The sequence below is a fragment of the Streptomyces sp. NBC_01750 genome (genome assembly GCF_035918095.1).
Lineage (GTDB): Bacteria > Actinomycetota > Actinomycetes > Streptomycetales > Streptomycetaceae > Streptomyces.
Genome location: NZ_CP109137.1, coordinates 6,120,489 through 6,138,697, shown reverse-complemented (window position 1 = coordinate 6,138,697; position 18,209 = coordinate 6,120,489). Strand labels below are relative to the sequence as shown.

Here is an 18,209-nt window from a genome sequence, read left to right as displayed (position 1 = left end):
CGGTAAGGAGAGCGCCTGTACTTTCAGGCGCGAGCTGCGTCCGAAACACCGGCGATCACCCCCGAGCGACAACCACTGGTCGCGCCTGACGCATCACGCACAACCTGCCGGACAGGCCCTGCCGTTCGGCAGGAACCCCCCTGTCCGCGACCGGCGCCACTGCCGCCGGCCCACTCGGTGGGGACCCAAGATCCCGCGGCACGGCTGGGGGCCGGGCTGGTGCGGTATTGGACCGAGCGTGGCCGATCGTGGTCCATTCCCGGCCGCGACACAAGAGGGTTCGTTACTCACTAGTAACGGCCTGATAACCACGCAACGACCGGTTGATATCGACCGGCCACACAGGGTGCCGCCAAGGGGTCGACCAGAAGGGCTGATTACAGCCAATAAGCGGACAGAACAAGCCGGGTAATTTACTGGGAGTAACAACGTCTGCGTTTACCAAGTTTTGGTAAAGCGCTGCCGTGTTCTGTCACCTTGTCGCCAAAACGGCGGCGGCGCCTCATCGGCGCCGCCGCCGCAAAACCCTCAGACCTGGCAGAACGGAACGTTCAGTGCAGGACTTTCAAACATGACTCAGAACAGCACCCGCGCCAGCGCCGAACGCGCCGCGGTCACCCGCGGGTCGTCCGGGCCGACGACCTCGAAAAGCTCGAGCAGCCGCACGCGCGCCGCGTCCCGGTCCTCGCCCGCCGTGCGGCGCACCGTCTCGACGAGCCGGCCGAACGCGTCCTCGACATGACCGCCGACCAGATCGATGTCGGCCGCGGCAATCTGCGCGTTCACTTCGGCCGGGTTCTCGGCCGCTTCCTGGCGGACCTTCTGCGGGTCCATGTCCCGTACGCGGGCGAGGAGCTCGGCCTGGGCGAGGCCCAGCTTCGCTTCCGTGTTACCCGGATCGTCGGAGAGCACGTTCTTGTACGCCTGGACCGCACCGCCGAAGTCGCCTGCGTCCAGCGCCTGTACGGCGGCTTCCAGCAGGGCGTCGTACGGCCCTTCGGGCACCGCGGCGGGAGCCGTCGGCGTCTGGGTACCGGAGGCGTCCTGGTCGACCGCGACACCGGTCAGCCCGAAGCGTTCCTCGGCCACCTGGATCAACTGGTCGAGGGTGCCGCGGATCTGGGCCTCGGGCGCCGCGCCCTGGAAGAGCGGCAGGGCCTGGCCGGCCACCACCGCGAAGACCGCCGGGATGCCCTGGATCCCGAACTGCTGCATCAGCATCTGGTTGGCGTCGACGTCGATCTTGGCGAGGACGAACCGGCCGTTGTACTCCTGCGCCAGCCGCTCCAGCACCGGGCTGAGCTGCTTGCACGGCTCGCACCACTCGGCCCAGAAGTCGATGACGACCGGGACCTCGGCGGAGCGCTGGAGGACATCGCTCTCGAAGCCCGCCTCATCGACATCGATCACCAGGCTGGAAGGGGATACGGCTCCGCCGCCGCCCTGGCGGGCGGCCTCGGCGCGCGCCTGTTCCGCCTTTGCCTTGGCCTCACCGGCCGCCTTCACCGCGGCGAGGTCGACGACGCCGCTCATGGACATGTTCCTAGGCTGCATGAGTACATCCTCCCCCTTCCACGCGCGCATGTGAAAAATACGGCCAAGAGACCGCTGTACTGGCCAAAATGTTCGACACCGGGTCCCCACCCGGTGTCAGTGGTTGTCGCTCTGAGCCGGTCAAGGCTTTCGCTACGAGTCGTAGCGTATCTGCACCAGCCCTGCGGCGTGTGAGAAACCTCCGGTGAACTGGCTCACAGCGAAACACCTACCCGCCGGTATGGTCGCCGTCATGTGCAGCCACACCAGCCCCAAAGCCATGCGTAGGGGCCGTACGGGACGCCCCCGCAGCGCCGAGGCCGACGTCGCGATCCTCGACGCGACCCGGGCGGCGCTCGTCGAGCTGGGCTGGTCGAAGCTGACGATGGGCGATGTGGCCACCCGCGCGGGAGTCGCCAAGACCACGCTCTACCGCCGCTGGACCAATAAGAGTGAACTTGTCGTCGACGCCGTCGCCATACTCTTCGACGAGCTCGAACTCCCCGACCTCGGCAGTCTGATGGCCGATGTGGAGGGCGTGGTGCTGCAGTTCGCCGCGCTGCTCGCGAGGCCCGAGGCGAAGACCGCGCTGATGGCGGTGGTCGCGGAATCGACGCGGGACGACGCGCTGCGCGGCCGTATCCGCTCGGCGATCGTCGACCGGCAGAAGCGGCTGGTCCTGGAGGGCCGGGCCCGCGCACAGGCCCGCGGCGAGCTGCCTTACGAGGAGGACCCGGAGGCGGCGGCCCGCAACGCGGACCTGATCTTCGATGTGATCGCGGGTGCGGTCGTCCACCGGGCGCTGGTCAGTGCCGAGCCCGTGGACGAGGAGTGGGCGCGCACCTTCACGACACTGCTGGTGTCGGGGCTGGGCTCACTTCGGGGCTGAAGCCCGAAAGCCCGGACCACCATTGGCCCGGGCCCTCGGTTCTCGGCTGTCAGAAGCCGGGAGGCTCGGTGTACGTGCCCCACTCGTCCCGCAGCGCGTCACAGATCTCGCCCAGCGTGGCCTCCGCGCGGACCGCGTCCAGCATGGGCGCGATCATGTTGGAGCCGTCCCGCGCGGCGGTCAGCATCGCGGCCAGCGAGGACCGTACCCGGGCGTCGTCCCGGCCGGTCCTGCGGTCCGCCAGGACCCGTACCTGCTCGCGCTCGACCTCATGGCTGACCCGCAGGATCTCCAGGTCACCGGTGACAGAGCCGTGGTGGACATTGACGCCCACGACCCGCTTGTCGCCCTTCTCCAGGGACTGCTGGTAGCGGAAGGCGGACTCGGCGATCTCGCCGGTGAACCAGCCGTCCTCGATACCGCGCAGGATGCCGGAGGTAATGGGACCGATGGGGTGCCGACCGTCGGCGTGCGCCCGGCGGCCGCGCTCCTTGATCTGGTCGAAGATCTTCTCGGCGTCCGCCTCGATGCGGTCGGTAAGCTGCTCGACGTACCAGGAACCGCCCAGCGGGTCTGCGACGTTGGCGACGCCGGTCTCCTCCATCAGCACCTGCTGAGTACGCAGCGCGATCTCAGCGGCCTGTGCGCTCGGCAGCGCGAGGGTCTCGTCCAGGGCGTTGGTGTGCAGGGAGTTGGTACCGCCGAGGACCGCGGAGAGCGCCTCGACCGCGGTGCGAACAACGTTGTTGTACGGCTGCTGCGCGGTGAGCGAGACACCCGCGGTCTGGGTGTGGAAGCGGAGCCACTGCGCCTTGTCGGTCTGCGCGCCGTACTCCTCCTTCATCCAGCGCGCCCAGATCCTGCGTGCCGCACGGAACTTGGCGATCTCCTCGAAGAAGTCGAGGTGCGCGTCGAAGAAGAAGGAGAGGCCGGGCGCGAAGGTGTCCACGTCCAGGCCGCGGCTCAGGCCCAGTTCGACATAGCCGAAGCCGTCGGCGAGCGTGTACGCGAGCTCCTGCGCGGCCGTCGCTCCGGCCTCGCGGATGTGGTAACCGGAGACCGACAGCGGCTTGTACGCGGGGATGCCCTGCGCGCAGTGCTCCATCAGGTCGCCGATCAGGCGCAGATGCGGCTCCGGCTGGAAGAGCCACTCCTTCTGCGCGATGTACTCCTTGAAGATGTCGGTCTGCAGCGTGCCGTTGAGCACGGCAGGGTCGATGCCCTGGCGCTCGGCGGCGACGAGATACATGCAGAAGACCGGGACGGCGGGTCCGGAGATCGTCATCGAAGTGGTGACATCACCGAGCGGGATGTCCTTGAAGAGGACCTCCATGTCGGCGGCGGAGTCGATGGCGACGCCGCAGTGGCCGACCTCGCCCAGCGAGCGCGGGTCGTCGGAGTCGCGGCCCATGAGTGTCGGCATGTCGAAGGCGACGGAGAGTCCGCCGCCGCCGTTGGCCAGGATCATTTTGTAGCGCTCGTTGGTCTGCTCGGCATTGCCGAAGCCGGCGAACTGGCGGATGGTCCAGGTGCGGCCGCGGTAGCCGGTCGGGTAGAGCCCGCGGGTGAAGGGGTACTCACCGGGCCAGCCGATCCGCTCGAAGCCGTCGTACGTGTCGCCGGGCCGGGGCCCGTATACGGGCTCAACCGGGTCACCGGAGAGCGTGGTGAAGTCCGCGTCCCGCTTGCGGGCCTTGTCATAACGGGCCTGCCAGCGTCGGCGGCCTTCCTCGATGGCGTCAGCGTCCATACTCTGAATTTACTAGGACGTCCTAGTAAATGTCGATGGGAGACGGCCGCGAGCCTTGCTCGCGGCCGTGGGAACGCCTGTGCCGGTTACGCCTCGGCGGTCGCCGCTTCGGCGTCCATGACCAGGGGACGGATCTCGCGGGTGACCTTCGGCTCGACGAAGAAGGAGGCCACGGGGATGCAGCCGGCGGCCAGCACCCAGAGCAGCTTGCCGAACGGCCACTTCGCCTTGGAGCCGAGATCGAAGGCGAAAATCACGTAGATGATGAAAAGCACACCGTGGATCTGCGAGATCAGCATGGTGTCGCCGACCTCGAACCCGTACTTCGCGATGATCGCCGCGGTGAAGACCAGCAGCCACACGGCGGTGACGTACGCCATCACCCGGTAGCGGGACAGCACGCTCTGTTTCATGGCTACGAGCGTAACCGGACGCAAAGGGCGATCTTCGTCCGGGTGGTGCGGGCCGCCGCTCGCTCTACTTCTCGTCGAAGTCCTGGGCCGAGACCCGCAGCGGGCGCAGCATCGCGAAGATCTCCGCGCACTCCTCGGCGTCGTACGCGCCGAGCCCGAACTCCATCTCCATCAGCTCGCGGGTGGCCGCCTCCACGACCTCCCGGCCCTTCTCCGTGATGGAGGCGAGCGTGCCGCGCCCGTCGTTCGGGTTGGGCCGCTTGTCGACGAGACCGGACCTGACCAGCCGGTCCACCGTGTTCGTCACCGAGGTCGGGTGGACCATCAGCCGCTCGCCGATCTTGGACATCGGCAGCTCACCGGCCTTGGAGAAGGTGAGCAGCACCAGCGCCTCGTACCGCGCGAAGGTCAGTCCGTACGGCTTGACGGCGGCGTCGACCTCCGCGAGCAGGATCTGGTGCGCGCGCATGATCGAGGTGATCGCGGCCATCGAGGGCACGGGACCCCATCGCTGCCGCCAGAGCTCATCGGCTCGGGCGATGGGATCAAAGGGAAGACTGAGCGGCTTCGGCACGGCACCGACCCTACCGACTGGTCATATGGCGGTCAGCCCCGTCTCGCACTTCGGTCCTCCTGGCCTCGGCGACCAGGAGCAGACAGCAGAGAGTTCCGACCGCCCCGGCCCCGGCGACCACCGTGCCCACGGAGAAGAATTCCGCCGCGACCCCGGCCAGCACCATGCCGACGCCCTGGATCGTCATCAGTCCGGCGGTGAGCAGGGTCATGGCCCGGCCGCGCAGCTCTGGGGGGACCGCCTCGATGAACCATCGGTCGACTCCCAGGGTGTACGCGGAGCCGGCGCCGGCCGACACCAGCACGAGCAGTGCCCAGCCGAGACCGGGTGTGAGGACGTAGGCGAGGAGTGGCAGCAGGGTGACCGCTGCGAGGGGCAGAGCGATACGGGCACGGGAGACGGGGCCGAGCGCGGACCCGGCGTACAGCTCACCGGCGATCGTGCCGACCGGCAGCGCGCACATGAGCAGCCCGAGGCCGGCCGGACCGATGCCGATCTCGTCCGCGTACGGGGTGGCGAGAACCTCCGGCGCGACGCTGAACATGGGCGGCACCCAGAAGAGCAGCATCAGCACGCGGAGCCTGCGGTCGGCGAAGATCTGCCGCGCACCGGAGAGCGAGGACCGCAGCAGGGCACCGCTGTCGCCGCTTCTGGCCGGGCGCCTCTTCGTACCGAAGCGGAGGAGCAGCGCCGAGCCCAGAAATGTGCACACGGTGACGACGAGGGCGCCACGCGGGGGTACGACTGCCAGCAGCAGCCCGCCGAGCCCGAACCCGGTGAGCACGGCGCTCTGCGACACGATGCGCAGCAGCGAGCGGCCGAGAACGTAGAGGTCGCCGTCGCCGAGGATCTCGGCGAGGGTCGCCGTGCGGGTGCCGTTGAAGACGGGTGAGACCGCGGCGATGAAGCAGCGCAGCACGAGCAGCGCGGCGACGGGCGTCACGGGCAGCGCCATGGCGGCGGCGCACGCCGCACACAGCAGATCGCACACGACGAGCACCCGCCTGGCGGGGTACCTGTCGGCGACCCCGGCGAGCAGGGTCCCGCCGACGAGGTAGGGCAGAAACCCGAGCGCGAAGGTGAGGGAGCTGAGCAGGGGCGAGGCGGTGAGCCGGTAGACGAGGACGGTGAGCGCGATCTCGCTGACGACGACGCCGAGGAGCGACATGAGATGCGCGACGAATACGGCGCGGAACTCGCGTACCTGAAACACGGCCCGATAGCCGGGGCCGGGCGCGCCGGGGTCCGGGCCGGCGGAGCCGGGGTCCTGCGGCGTGGCAGCGCCGCCGGGGGCCGGGGGCCCGGCCCCGGGTTCGGGGAGGGGCGGTACGGGAGCGAGAGACGTCGGCCCGTCCCCTTCCCGGGGCGCCGCAGCGGCGCCGGCCCCCGCGGGACCATCCTCGGGGGCCGGCAGCGGCGGGTCTTCCGTGAGGTTCTCTTTCGGCATGGCCCACAGCCTGCCGATGCCCTCGCGCCCCGCCTAAACTTTCGGCAGCAGCCGAATCTTCCGAGGTGATCATGCCGTCCTACATGCACTTCGGCGAAGCCGATCTGCTGCGGATCCGGTTCGCCGTCTCCCCTCTCTGGGAGACTCAGAGCGCCGTACGCATCCTCAAACGGCCCGATCGGCACGGATATCACCTGCCCTGGCTGCGCCGGATCCGCCGCGCCGCCGACGAGCTCGATCTCACCGCCCTGTGGCTGCTGATGCCGCAGCGCGGGCACAGCCCGGACTTTCTCGGGCCGCCGCCCATCGGGCCCGCCGCCTCCTTCGAGGAGGAGATCGCCGCCGTACGCCGCGCGGATCCCGAGGCCGCGCGGCACGACATGGCGTGGGCGCTCTCCTGTACCCCGGGGGCGTCGGACTCCCCGCAGGGGCGGGCCTTCGTCGCCGATCCGGCGCGGGCCGTCCGGGAGCTCGCCGATGCCATGGAGTGCGCCTGGCACACGCTCGTCGAGCCGGACTGGCCGCGGCTGCGCGCACTTCTCGAGGCCGATGTGGCGTTCCATTCGCGGCGGTTGGCGGAGACCGGCCTCGAGGGGCTCTTCGCCGATCTCCACCCCCGGCTGCGCTGGACCGACGGCACTCTGGTCCTGACCACGCCCGGCGACCATGTACGCGACCTCGGCGGGCAGGGCCTCATGCTGCTGCCCAGTGTCTTCTGCTGGCCCGACGTCGTGACCGGATTCGAACCGCCCTGGCAGCCGACCGTCGCCTACCCCGCACGCGGTATCGGCGCGCTGTGGGCGCAGCCCACGGGCTCCGCGCCCGAGGCGCTGGCACGCCTGCTCGGCGCCAAGCGCGCCGCCGTGTTCCTCGCGCTCGACGAACCCGCGGGGACGACCGCGCTCGCGCAGCGCCTCGGCCTCGCGCCGTCCTCCGTGTCGGCGCACCTCTCGGTGCTGCGCGACGCGGGGCTGCTGACGGCCCGCCGCTACGGCCATCAGGTGCTGTACGAGCGAACGCCGTTGGGTATCGCGCTCGCGGTGTCGTCGCACCCTGTGGCGCCCTGACCGTCAGCCCGGCGCTCCGAGTGGTTTCAGGCGGAGAGGTGTCGTTCGACGGTCTCGACCTTGGAGTGGAGACCGTCGGTGACGCCGGGGCGGATATCGGCCTTGAGGACGACGGAGACGCGCGGCGCGCGGGCCTCGACCGCGGCGACGGCACGCTTGACGACGTCCATCACCTCGTCCCAGTCACCCTCGATCGAGGTGAACATCGCGTCGGTGCGGTTGGGCAGGCCGGATTCGCGGACGACCCGGACGGCGTCGGCGACATACTCACCGACGTCCTCGCCGACACCCAAGGGCGTGACGGAGAAGGCGACGATCACGCGTCGACCACGCTCTCGCGGCGGGCACGGGAGGCGATGACCTCGTCCTCGGCCGCGCGCTTGAGCTTGCGCTCGGCGACGAAGCCGCCGAAGGGGAGCACGGAGAGCACGAAGTAGAGGGCCGCGGTCTTCGCCTCCCACTTGGTGCGGTTCCAGGCGTCCAGCCAGAAGATCACGTACAGGATGAAGAGCACGCCGTGGACCGCGCCCATCACCGGGACCGCGTTGAACTCCGTTGTGCGCTTGAGCACCGAGCAGACAAGGAGCAGGAGGAAGGAGACGGCCTCCGGCGCGGAGACCAGACGGAGGCGGTGGAGGGACGAGGCGGTCTTGATGTCCACGGAAACACCTTCTGGGAGGGGGGCATTGATCTTGTGAACGCGCTCACAAGCGCTCCCCCATTGTGGCAGCCATCTTCGCGAGGGCCTTGCCGGGGTCCGTGTCGGGGTCAATGTCGGGGTCCGGATCCTCCCAAAGGAGCTGTTCGCGCAGCGCACCGGCCGCTAACGTCGCCCCGTGGCAATGTTCCGACTCCAAGGCAGCAAGGTGCTCGCCGTCGATATGACCGGCGACGCCGTCAAAGCGAAGAACGGCTCGATGGTCGCCTACGACGGCCAGATGGCGTTCAAAAAGATGTCCGGCGGCGGTGAGGGCATCCGCGGGATGGTCACCCGCCGACTGACCGGCGAACAGATGACGATGATGGAGGTGAAGGGGCAGGGCACCTGCTACTTCGCCGACCGGGCGTCCGAGATCAACCTGGTGAACCTGCACGGCGACAAGCTCTATGTCGAGGCGAGCAATCTGCTCTGCACCGACGCCGGGCTGCGCACCGGGACGACCTTCACCGGGCTGCGCGGCGGGGCGAGCGGCAACGGCCTGTTCACCACGACCGTCGAGGGCACCGGCCAGGCGGCGATCATGTCGGACGGCTCGGCCGTGGTGCTGCGGGTGACACCCCAGTACCCGCTCTCCGTCGACCCCGGCGCCTACATCGCCCACCAGGGCAATCTGCGGCAGGACTTCCAGTCCGGCGTGACCTTCCGGACCATCCTGGGCGAGGGCGGCGGCGAGGCGTTCCAGATCCGCTTCGAGGGCGACGGACTCGTCTACGTGCAGCCCAGCGAGCGCAACACCATCGGGGGCGACGTCTGATGCCGTTCCGCGAGATCAACTCCAAGATGGTCGAGGCGACGGTCGTCCCCGGCCGGAAGATGTTCAGTCAGCGCGGCGCGATGCTCGCGTACAAGGGCGAGGTTTCGTTCACGCCGAATATCCAGGGCGGCCAGGGCGGCCTGGCCTCGATGATCGGGCGGCGGGTGGCCAATGAGGCCACGCCGCTGATGACGGTCGAGGGCAGCGGCACGGTGATGTTCGGCCACGGCGGCCATCACATCCAGGTGATCCAGCTGACCGGCGACACCCTGTTCGTCGAGGCGGACCGGCTGCTCGCCTTCGACGGGACGCTGCAGCAGGGCACGATGTTCATGGGCTCGCAGGGCGGGGTCATGGGCATGGTGCGCGGCCAGGTGACGGGCCAGGGCCTGTTCACCACGACACTCAAGGGCCATGGCGCGGTCGCGGTGATGGCGCACGGCGGGGTGATCGAGCTGCCGATCGCTCCGGGGCGGGCGGTCCATGTGGACCCGCAGGCGTATGTGGCGCACCACGGCGACGTACGCAACAAGCTCTCCACCGCGCTGGGCTGGCGCGACATGGTGGGGCGCGGCTCGGGCGAGGCCTTCCAGCTGGAGCTCAGCGGCAGCGGTGCGGTGTACGTCCAGGCGTCGGAGGAGAAACTGTGAGCGCGCCCGTGATTTTCGACCCGATGACGCTGCCGAGCGACGACAACGTCAACGCGTACACCTTCTGCGTGGAGCTCAAATCCAGCCAATGGTTCCTGCAGAAGGGGAAGATGATCGCCTACTACGGGCGCATCGACTTCAACGGCATCGGCCATGGCCGGCTCGACCGGCTGCTGCGGACCTCATTCCACTCGCCGCTGCACGCGAGCGACTGGGTGGTGGCGGAGGGCAGCGGCAAGATGCTGCTCGCCGACCGCTCCTTCGACGTCAACTCCTACGACCTGGACAACGGCAATCTCACGATCCGCTCCGGCAATCTGCTGGCGTACCAGCCGACGCTGGCGCTGAAGCAGTCGATCGTGCCGGGCTTTCTGACGCTGATCGGTACGGGCAAGTTCGTGGCCGCCTCCAACGGCCCCGTCGTCTTCATGGAGCCGCCGATCAGGGTGGATCCGCAGGCGCTGGTGGGCTGGGCCGACTGTCCGTCACCCTGCCACCACTACGACCACGGCTATATGACGGGCGTGATGGGCGGGGTGCGGGCGCTGACCGGGATCGGCGGGGCCTCGGGCGAGGAGCATCAGTTCGAGTTCGTCGGAGCCGGCACGGTACTTCTGCAGTCGACGGAGGCGCTGATGGCCGAACAGGCGACCGGCGCCGTGCCGCAGGCGGCGGGAGTTCCGGGGGGCCACGGCGGGGCGGGCTCGCCCGGTCAACACGGGGCGGCACCGCGTCTTCCCGGCCAGCTGGGGGACCTCCAGCGTCGCTTCGGCCTGTGAACGGTAGTCTGCGGAGTGTGACGTCGAACGCCTGCACCCTTGTTCGCGACTCCGGTCGCGCGCCGGGTGCCGGGCGTCACACTCCCCGTTTTCGTCCGTCTTTCAACTTCTTAGGTAGAATCCATATATGGAGACCGAGACGGCCACCAGCTGGCTTACCGACGACGAGCAGTGCGCCTGGCGCACCTATCTGGACGTCAACCGACTGCTGACGTACCAGATGGAGAAGGACCTCCAGCCGTTCGGCCTGACCAACAACGACTACGAGATCCTGGTCAACCTCTCCGAGTCTGCTGACCGGCGGATGCGGATGAGCGACCTCGCCGCGGCCACGCTCCAGTCCAAGAGCCGCCTCTCGCACCAGATCACCCGTATGGAGAACGCGGGGCTGGTACGCCGGGAGAACTGCGAGTCGGACCGGCGCGGGCTGTATGCGGTCCTGACCGATCAGGGCACGGAGACGATGCAGAAGGTCGCGCCGCACCATGTCGCGTCCGTGCGCAAGCACTTCATCGACATGCTCTCGCCGGAGGCGCTGGCGGATCTACGCGAGTCACTCTCTCCGGTCGCCGAGAACCTGCGCGGGCGGCGCGGCAAGCCGTAGCCCCCCGGGCCTGTCCGGTGCGGGCCCCTGTCGGGAGCGGGCCTGCCGTGAGCGGCGGGTGGCTCGAACAGCGCACCGCCCGCCGCCGGTTGACAGCCGTCAGCCCTCGGTGATGCCCGCCACCAGTTCGTCCGCAGCGCGGTACGGGTCCAGCTCACCCGCCACGATCCGTTCCGCCAGAGCGCCCAGGCGGCGGTCGCCGTGCAGGTCTCCGATCCGTTCCCGCAGCGCCGTCACCGCGATGGTCTCCACCTCACCCGCCGCGCGGCGCGCGCGGCGTTCGGCGAGGACGCCGCGCTCCTCCATCCACGCGCGGTGCTTCTCCAGCGCCTCGACGACCTCGTCGATGCCCTCGCCGCGCGCCGCGATCGTCTTCACGATCGGCGGCCGCCAGTCGCCGGGGCCGCGGGACTCGCCCAGACCGAGCATGTGGTTCAGCTCGCGGGCCGTCGCGTCCGCGCCGTCCCGGTCCGCCTTGTTGACGACGTACACATCGCCGATCTCGAGGATGCCGGCCTTCGCCGCCTGAATGCCGTCACCCATACCGGGCGCCAGCAGCACCACCGAGGTGTCCGCCTGCGAGGCGATCTCGACCTCCGACTGCCCCACACCCACCGTCTCGACCAGGATCACGTCACAGCCGGCCGCGTCCAGTACCCGGATCGCCTGCGGGGCGGCCCAGGCCAGACCGCCGAGGTGTCCGCGCGTGGCCATCGAGCGGATGTAGACGCCCGGGTCGGACGCGTGTTCCGACATCCGGACCCGGTCGCCGAGCAGCGCCCCGCCCGAGAAGGGCGAGGAGGGGTCGACGGCCAGGACACCGACCCGCTTCCCGGCCCGCCGGTACGCGGACACCAGCGCCGACGTGGACGTCGACTTGCCGACACCCGGCGAACCGGTCAGACCGACGACATACGCCCCGCCCGCCAGCGGAGCCAGCGCCGCCATCACCTCACGCAGCTGCGGTGACGCCCCCTCCACCAGCGAGATCAGCCGGGCGACAGCCCGCGGCCGGCCCTCCCGCGCCTGGGCCACCAGCTCGGGGACGTCCACCATTGCCGCTCCGTTCGATCGGTTACGTACGAGGGTTACTTGCCCGGGACGCGCACGATCAGCGCGTCACCCTGCCCGCCACCACCGCACAGCGCTGCCGCACCGACGCCGCCGCCACGGCGCCTGAGCTCCAGCGCCAGGTGCAGGACCACCCGCGCGCCGGACATGCCGATCGGGTGACCGAGCGCGATCGCGCCGCCGTTGACGTTCACCTTTTCCGGGGACACCCCGAGGTCCTTCATTGACTGCACGGCAACCGCCGCGAAGGCCTCGTTGATCTCGATGAGGTCGAGGTCCTCGACACCGAGACCCTCCTTGGTCAGCGCGTGCTGGATGGCGTTGGACGGCTGAGACTGGAGGGAGTTGTCGGGTCCGGCCACGTTGCCGTGGGCGCCGATCTCCGCGATCCACTCCAGGCCCAGCTCCTGGGCCTTGGCCTTGCTCATCACCACGACCGCAGCGGCGCCGTCGGAGATCTGCGAGGACGTGCCCGCGGTGATCGTGCCGTCCTTGGCGAACGCGGGACGCAGCTTGCCCAGCGACTCCACCGTCGTCTCGGCGCGGATGCCCTCGTCCTTGGCGAAGACCACCGGCTCGCCCTTGCGCTGCGGAATCTCGACGGGCGTGATCTCCGCCTCGAAGATGCCGTTCTTCTGAGCGGCCGCGGCCCGCTGGTGCGACAGCGCCGCGATCTCGTCCTGCTCCGGGCGGGCGATGCCGAGCCTGGTGTTGTGCTTCTCCGTCGACTCGCCCATGGCGACGTTCTCGAAGGAGTCGGTCAGACCGTCGTACGCCATCGAGTCGAGCATCTCGATCGCGCCGTACTTGAAGCCCTCGCGCGACTTCGGCAGCAGGTGCGGCGCGTTGGTCATGGACTCCTGGCCGCCGGCGACGATCACGTCGAACTCACCCGCGCGGATCAGCTGGTCGGCCAGTGCGATGGCGTCGAGCCCGGAAAGACAGACCTTGTTGATGGTGAGCGCGGGGACGCTCATCGGGATGCCGCCCTTGACCGCGGCCTGCCGGGCCGGGATCTGGCCCGCGCCGGCCTGCAGCACCTGGCCCATGATCACGTACTGCACCTGATCACCGCCGATGCCCGCACGGTCCAGCGCCGCCTTGATGGCGAAGCCGCCGAGATCGGCGCCGGAGAAGGACTTGAGCGAGCCGAGCAGCCTGCCCATGGGCGTTCGGGCGCCCGCGACAATCACTGAAGTGGTACCGGTCGTTCCAGACATGAGGCACGGCCCCTTGGATGAGGAGTGAACGAGGGTTTACTTCAATGTACTGAGCGGTACGGTCCCCGGTCACCGGGCAGCCGGTGTGATCGCGCGCACGTTGCGTAACCACCGTCCGGGGCGCTGCACTGGAGCCATGCTGACGCGAATCGACCACATCGGGATCGCCTGTTTCAACCTCGACAAGACTGTGGAGTTCTACCGGGCCACGTACGGCTTCGAGGTCTTCCACTCCGAGGTCAACGAGGAGCAGGGCGTAAGGGAAGCCATGCTCAAGATCAATGAGACGTCCGACGGCGGCGCCTCCTACCTCCAGCTCCTGGAGCCGACCCGCGAGGACTCGGCCGTCGGGAAGTGGCTGGCCAAGAATGGTGAGGGCGTCCACCACATCGCCTTCGGCACCGCCCATGTGGACGCGGACGCGCAGTCCATCCGGGACAAGGGAGTACGCGTTCTCTACGACGAGCCCCGTATTGGCTCCATGGGCTCCCGTATCACTTTTCTCCACCCCAAGGACTGCCACGGCGTTCTCACCGAACTCGTCACCTCTGCAACGGAGCACTGACCTCCGGATTCCCGGCCCGGTAGAGTAGGCGGTTCCGGGCCGGGGCCGGGCCGGGGCCGTGCCGCGTCCCCTCCGTTGATCTGTCACCATTCCCCGGGGGGCCGTTCGCCGGCGAACGGTGCTCGTACGGAGACAGTTGCGACCAGGGGACGGATGGGACCGCGCAGTGCGGGGCTACGAACGCCAGGAGAGCCACCGAGCTGACGACGACCACCTCTCGCGGTTCGAAGCCGAGATGGACCGGCTGAAGACCGATCGGGAGAAGGCCGTCCAGCACGCCGAGGACCTCGGCTACCAGGTCGAGGTATTGCGCGCCAAGCTCCATGAGGCGCGCCGCAACCTCGCGTCTCGTCCTGCCTACGACAGCGCCGACATCGGCTACCAGGCCGAGCAATTGCTCCGTAATGCCCAGATTCAGGCCGACCAGCTGCGCTCGGACGCCGAGCGCGAGCTGCGAGACGCCCGCGCGCAGACCCAGCGCATCCTCCAGGAGCACGCCGAGCACCAGGCACGCCTCCAGGCCGAACTGCACTCCGAGGCGAACCAGCGCCGCCAGCGCCTGGACCAGGAGCTGGCCGAGCGCCGGCAGACCGTCGAGGCGCACGTCAACGAGAACGTCGCCTGGGCCGAGCAGCTGCGCGCCCGCACCGAGGCACAGGCCCGCCGACTCCTCGACGAGTCCCGCGCCGAGGCCGAGCAGTCCCTGGCCGCGGCCCGCGCCGAGGCAACCCGGGTCGCCGAGGAGGCCCGCCAGCGGCTCGGTTCCTCGGCGGAGGCCGCCCGTGCCGAGGCCGAGACGATCCTGCTGCGCGCCCGCAAGGACGCCGAACGGCTGCTGAACGCCGCATCGAACCAGGCGCACGAGGCCACCTCCCACGCCGAGCAGCTGCGCTCCTCCACCTCGGCCGAGTCCGACCAGGCCCGCCAGCAGGCCGCCGAACTGAGCCGCGCCGCCGAGCAGCGGACCCAGGAGGCGGAGGAGAAGCTGCGCGAGGCCCGCGCGGAGTCCGAGAAACTCCTGGCCGAGGCCAAGGAGTCGGCGGCCAAGCAGCTGGCGTCGGCCGAGTCGGTCAACGAACAGCGCACCCGTACCGCCAAGGCGGAGATCGCCCGGCTGGTCGGCGAGGCCACCAAGGAATCCGAGGCGGTCAAGACCGAGGCCGAGCAGGCGCTCGCGGATGCCCGCGCCGAAGCGGAGAAACTGGTCGCCGAGGCGGGCGACAAGGCTCGTACGATCGCGGCCGAGGACTCCGCAGCGCAGCTGGCCAGGGCGGCGCGCAGCGCCGAGGAGGTACTGACCAAGGCCTCCGAGGACGCCCGGCAGACCACCCGCAAGGCGGGCGAGGAGGCCGAGCGGATCCGCCGCGAGGCCGAGGCGGAGGCGGACCGGCTGCGCGGCGAGGCCGCCGAGCAGGCGGACCAGCTCAAGGGCGCGGCCAAGGACGACACCAAGGAGTACCGCGCCAAGACCGTCGAGCTGCAGGAGGAGGCGCGCAGGCTGCGCGGCGAGGCCGAGCAGCTGCGCTCCGAGGCGGTCGCGGAGGGCGAGCGGATCCGCGGCGAGGCCCGCCGCGAGGCCGTGCAGCAGATCGAGGAGGCGGCGAGCACCGCCGAGGAGCTGCTCACCAAGGCGCGGACCGACGCGGACGAACTGCGCTCCACGGCGACCACCGACAGCCAGCGTGTCCGTACCGAAGCGATCGAGCGCGCCACCACACTGCGCAAGCAGGCCGAGGAGACCCTGGAGCGCACCCGCGCCGAGGCCGACCGACTGCGCGCCGAGGCCGAGGAGCAGTGCGAGGGCGTCAAGTCCGCGGCCGAGCAGGCGGCGGCCGATCTGCGCGAGGAGACCGAGCGCGCCATCGCGGCCCGCCAGGCCGAGGCCGCTGACGAGCTGACCCGGCTGCACACCGAGGCCGAGTCGCGCCTCGCCGCCGCCGAGCAGGGCCTGAGCGACTCCCGCGGCGAGGGCGAGCGGATCCGCCGCGAGGCCGCGGAGGAGACCGAGCGGCTGCGCGGCGAGGCGGCCGAGCGGATCCGTACGCTCCAGGCGCAGGCCGAGCAGGAGGCCGAGCGGCTGCGCAACGACGCCGCCGCCGACGCCTCGGCCACCCGCGCCGAGGCCGAGAACGTCGCGGTACGGCTGCGCACCGAGGCCGCCACCGAGGCGGAGCGGCTCAAGACCGAGGCGCAGGAGAGCGCCGACCGCCTGCGGGCGGAGGCCGCCGCCGCCGCCGAGCGCGTGGGCGTCGAGGCCGCCGAGGCGCTCGCCGCCGCCCAGGAGGAAGCCTCCCGCCGCCGCCGGGAGGCCGAGGAGATCCTCGACTCCGCGCGCAGTGAGGCGAATCAGGAGCGCGACCGGGCCCGGGAGCAGAGCGAGGAGCTGCTGGCCTCGGCCCGTAACCGGGTCGAGGAGGCGCAGACCGAGGCGCATCGGCTGGTCGAGGAGGCCGACCGGCGCGCCACCGAGATGGTCTCCGCGGCCGAGCAGACCGCCCAGCAGGTCCGGGACTCCGTCAATGGGCTCCACGACCAGGCCGAGCAGGAGATCGCCGGACTGCGCTCGGCCGCCGAGCACGCCGCGGACCGCACCAGGACCGAGGCGCAGGAGGAGGCCGACCGGGTCCGCGCCGACGCGTACGCCGAGCGCGAGCGGGCCGCCGAGGACGCGGGCAGGCTGCGGGCCAGGGCCCAGGAGGAGACCGACGCCGCCAACGCGCTCGCGGAGCGGACCGTCGGGGACGCGATCACCGAGACGGACCGGCTGCGCGCCGACACCGCGGAGTACGCGCAGCGGGTACGTACCGAGGCGGCGGACGCCCTTTCCTCCGCCGAGCAGGATGCCTCGCGCGCCCGCGCCGAGGCCCGCGAGGACGCCAACCGCATCCGCTCCGACGCCGCCGCCCAGGCCGACCGGCTCATCGGCGAGGCGACGAGCGAGAGCGAGCTGCTGCGCACCGAGGCGGCGGAGGCGCTGTCCGGCGCCGAGTCGGCCGCGGCCCGGCTGCGCGCCGAGGCCGAGCAGGTCAAGGCCCAGGCCGAGGCCGAGGCCGAGCGGCTGCACGCCGGGATCCGTGCCGACGGCGAGCAGATCCTGGACGACGCGCGTCAGGCCGCCGACAAGCGCCGCGGTGACGCGGCCGCCCAGGCAGACCAGCTGATCTCCGAGGCGAGCGGTGAGGCGGAGCGGCTGCGCGCCGAGGCCGCCGAGACGGTGGGCTCCGCCCAGCAGGCCGCCGAGCGCATCAAGTCCGAGGCCCGGAAGATCGGGGCGGACGCCGAGGAGGCGGCCGAGCGGATGCGTGCGGAGGCCAGGGCGGAGGCGGACCGGACGGTGGACGAGGCGCGCGAGGCCGCGGCCAAGCGCCGTGCCGACGCCGCGGAGCAAGCCGACCAGCTCATCAACAAGGCTCAGGAGGAGGCACTGCGCGCGGCCACCGAGGCCGAGGCGCAGGCCGACACCATGGTGGGTGCGGCCCGCAAGGAGGCCGATCGGCTGGTCGCCGAGGCAGTCGTCGAGGGCAACTCCCGGGTGGAGAAGGCCCGTACGGACGCCGACGAGCTGCTGGTCGGCGCGCGCCGGGACGCCACCGCCATCAGGGAACGGGGCGAGGAGCTGCGGGCCCGGGTCGAGGCCGAGATCGAGGAGCTGCACGAGCGCGCCCGCCGCGAGACCGCGGAGCAGCTGAAGTCGGCCGGCGAGCGCGTCGACAAGCTGGTGAAGGCCGCGACCGAGCAGCAGGCCGAGGCCGAGGCGAAGGCCAAGGAGCTGTTGTCCGAGGCCAATTCGGAGGCCGGCAAGGTCCGGATCGCCGCGGTACGGAAGGCTGAGGGGCTCCTCAAGGAGGCCGAGCAGAAGAAGGCCGAGGTGTTCCGGGAGGCCGAGCGGCTCAAGGCGGAGTCCGAGGCCGAGGCCGAACACACGGTTACGGAGGGCAAGCGGGAGCTCGACGTGCTGGTGCGCCGCCGCGAGGACATTCAGGCGGAGATTTCCCGTGTCCAGGATGTGCTCGAAGCGTTGGAGTCCTTCGAGGCACCGTCCGGGGGCAACAAGGAGAATGGCGTCAAAGCGGGCGCGACAGCGGGGGTTACACGTTCGAGTGGCAAGTCATCCGAGACCTAGCCACTCAAAAGGCTGGACATTCTCCAGATCAAACCGGCATCCGCTCGAT

General features: G+C 70.3%; 17 protein-coding genes. 8 read left to right on the top strand and 9 right to left on the bottom strand.

What is annotated here, in order from left to right; genetic code table 11:
- Positions 1-576: 576 nt before the first annotated feature.
- Positions 577-1,554 carry a tetratricopeptide repeat protein gene (locus OG966_RS28070; protein WP_326652677.1) on the bottom strand — a complete coding sequence of 326 codons (978 nt, stop codon included), beginning with the start codon at positions 1,552-1,554 and terminating at the stop codon, positions 577-579.
- A 220-nt stretch (positions 1,555-1,774) separates the two neighbouring features.
- Here OG966_RS28070 and OG966_RS28065 point away from each other — a divergent pair, with 220 nt between their 5' ends.
- On the top strand, positions 1,775-2,422 hold the full coding sequence (locus tag OG966_RS28065) for a TetR/AcrR family transcriptional regulator (RefSeq protein ID WP_406733745.1): 648 nt from the start codon (positions 1,775-1,777) through the stop codon (positions 2,420-2,422).
- 49 nt (positions 2,423-2,471) lie between these two features.
- Here the strand turns inward: OG966_RS28065 and OG966_RS28060 are convergent, their stop codons facing one another.
- From OG966_RS28060 to OG966_RS28045, 4 genes are all read right to left on the bottom strand, one after another.
- On the bottom strand, positions 2,472-4,172 hold the full coding sequence (locus OG966_RS28060) for an acyl-CoA mutase large subunit family protein (protein ID WP_326652675.1): 1,701 nt from the start codon (positions 4,170-4,172) through the stop codon (positions 2,472-2,474).
- A gap of 86 nt (positions 4,173-4,258) precedes the next feature.
- Positions 4,259-4,585, bottom strand: a complete 327-nt coding sequence (locus OG966_RS28055; protein WP_326652673.1) for a DUF3817 domain-containing protein — start codon at positions 4,583-4,585, stop codon at positions 4,259-4,261.
- Between the two features lie 64 nt (positions 4,586-4,649).
- A complete protein-coding gene (locus tag OG966_RS28050; protein ID WP_326652672.1) occupies positions 4,650-5,159 on the bottom strand; it encodes a MarR family winged helix-turn-helix transcriptional regulator in 510 nt (169 codons plus the stop codon).
- Between the two features lie 10 nt (positions 5,160-5,169).
- Positions 5,170-6,606, bottom strand: coding sequence for an MFS transporter (locus tag OG966_RS28045; RefSeq protein WP_326652671.1), 1,437 nt, complete (start codon positions 6,604-6,606; stop codon positions 5,170-5,172).
- Positions 6,607-6,677: 71 nt separating this feature from the next.
- Here OG966_RS28045 and OG966_RS28040 point away from each other — a divergent pair, with 71 nt between their 5' ends.
- Entirely contained in the window at positions 6,678-7,673 is a 996-nt protein-coding gene (locus tag OG966_RS28040) for an ArsR/SmtB family transcription factor (RefSeq protein ID WP_326652670.1), read from the top strand.
- A gap of 26 nt (positions 7,674-7,699) precedes the next feature.
- On the opposite strand, the gene OG966_RS28035 is transcribed toward OG966_RS28040, so the two are convergent.
- Together OG966_RS28035 and OG966_RS28030 are read right to left on the bottom strand one after the other, a co-directional pair.
- Complete coding sequence (locus tag OG966_RS28035) at positions 7,700-7,993, bottom strand: MTH1187 family thiamine-binding protein (RefSeq protein ID WP_326652669.1); 294 nt, start codon at positions 7,991-7,993, stop codon at positions 7,700-7,702.
- Positions 7,990-8,334 (bottom strand): DUF3817 domain-containing protein, encoded by a 345-nt coding sequence (locus OG966_RS28030; RefSeq protein WP_326652668.1) that lies wholly within the window; start codon positions 8,332-8,334, stop codon positions 7,990-7,992. The genes OG966_RS28035 and OG966_RS28030 overlap by 4 nt, the downstream gene beginning before the upstream one ends.
- A 181-nt stretch (positions 8,335-8,515) precedes the next feature.
- Here OG966_RS28030 and OG966_RS28025 point away from each other — a divergent pair, with 181 nt between their 5' ends.
- From OG966_RS28025 to OG966_RS28010, 4 genes are all read left to right on the top strand, one after another.
- Positions 8,516-9,148, top strand: coding sequence for an AIM24 family protein (locus OG966_RS28025; RefSeq protein WP_326655404.1), 633 nt, complete (start codon positions 8,516-8,518; stop codon positions 9,146-9,148).
- Positions 9,148-9,798 (top strand): AIM24 family protein, encoded by a 651-nt coding sequence (locus tag OG966_RS28020; RefSeq protein WP_326652667.1) that lies wholly within the window; start codon positions 9,148-9,150, stop codon positions 9,796-9,798. Before OG966_RS28025 ends, OG966_RS28020 begins: the two co-directional genes overlap by 1 nt.
- On the top strand, positions 9,795-10,577 hold the full coding sequence (locus OG966_RS28015) for an AIM24 family protein (RefSeq protein WP_326652666.1): 783 nt from the start codon (positions 9,795-9,797) through the stop codon (positions 10,575-10,577). The genes OG966_RS28020 and OG966_RS28015 overlap by 4 nt, the downstream gene beginning before the upstream one ends.
- Positions 10,578-10,704: 127 nt before the next feature.
- Positions 10,705-11,181, top strand: a complete 477-nt coding sequence (locus OG966_RS28010; protein WP_326652665.1) for a MarR family winged helix-turn-helix transcriptional regulator — start codon at positions 10,705-10,707, stop codon at positions 11,179-11,181.
- A 99-nt stretch (positions 11,182-11,280) separates the two neighbouring features.
- Here the strand turns inward: OG966_RS28010 and meaB are convergent, their stop codons facing one another.
- Positions 11,281-12,237, bottom strand: coding sequence for a methylmalonyl Co-A mutase-associated GTPase MeaB (meaB, locus tag OG966_RS28005; protein ID WP_326652664.1), 957 nt, complete (start codon positions 12,235-12,237; stop codon positions 11,281-11,283).
- Between the two features lie 32 nt (positions 12,238-12,269).
- Entirely contained in the window at positions 12,270-13,472 is a 1,203-nt protein-coding gene (locus OG966_RS28000; protein WP_326652663.1) for an acetyl-CoA C-acetyltransferase, read from the bottom strand.
- Between the two features lie 136 nt (positions 13,473-13,608).
- On the opposite strand from OG966_RS28000, the gene mce reads away from it, so the two are divergent.
- Entirely contained in the window at positions 13,609-14,037 is a 429-nt protein-coding gene (mce, locus tag OG966_RS27995) for a methylmalonyl-CoA epimerase (protein WP_326652662.1), read from the top strand.
- A 166-nt stretch (positions 14,038-14,203) separates the two neighbouring features.
- On the top strand, positions 14,204-18,160 hold the full coding sequence (scy, locus tag OG966_RS27990; RefSeq protein ID WP_326652661.1) for a polarized growth protein Scy: 3,957 nt from the start codon (positions 14,204-14,206) through the stop codon (positions 18,158-18,160).
- The last annotated feature ends 49 nt before the right edge of the window (positions 18,161-18,209 follow it).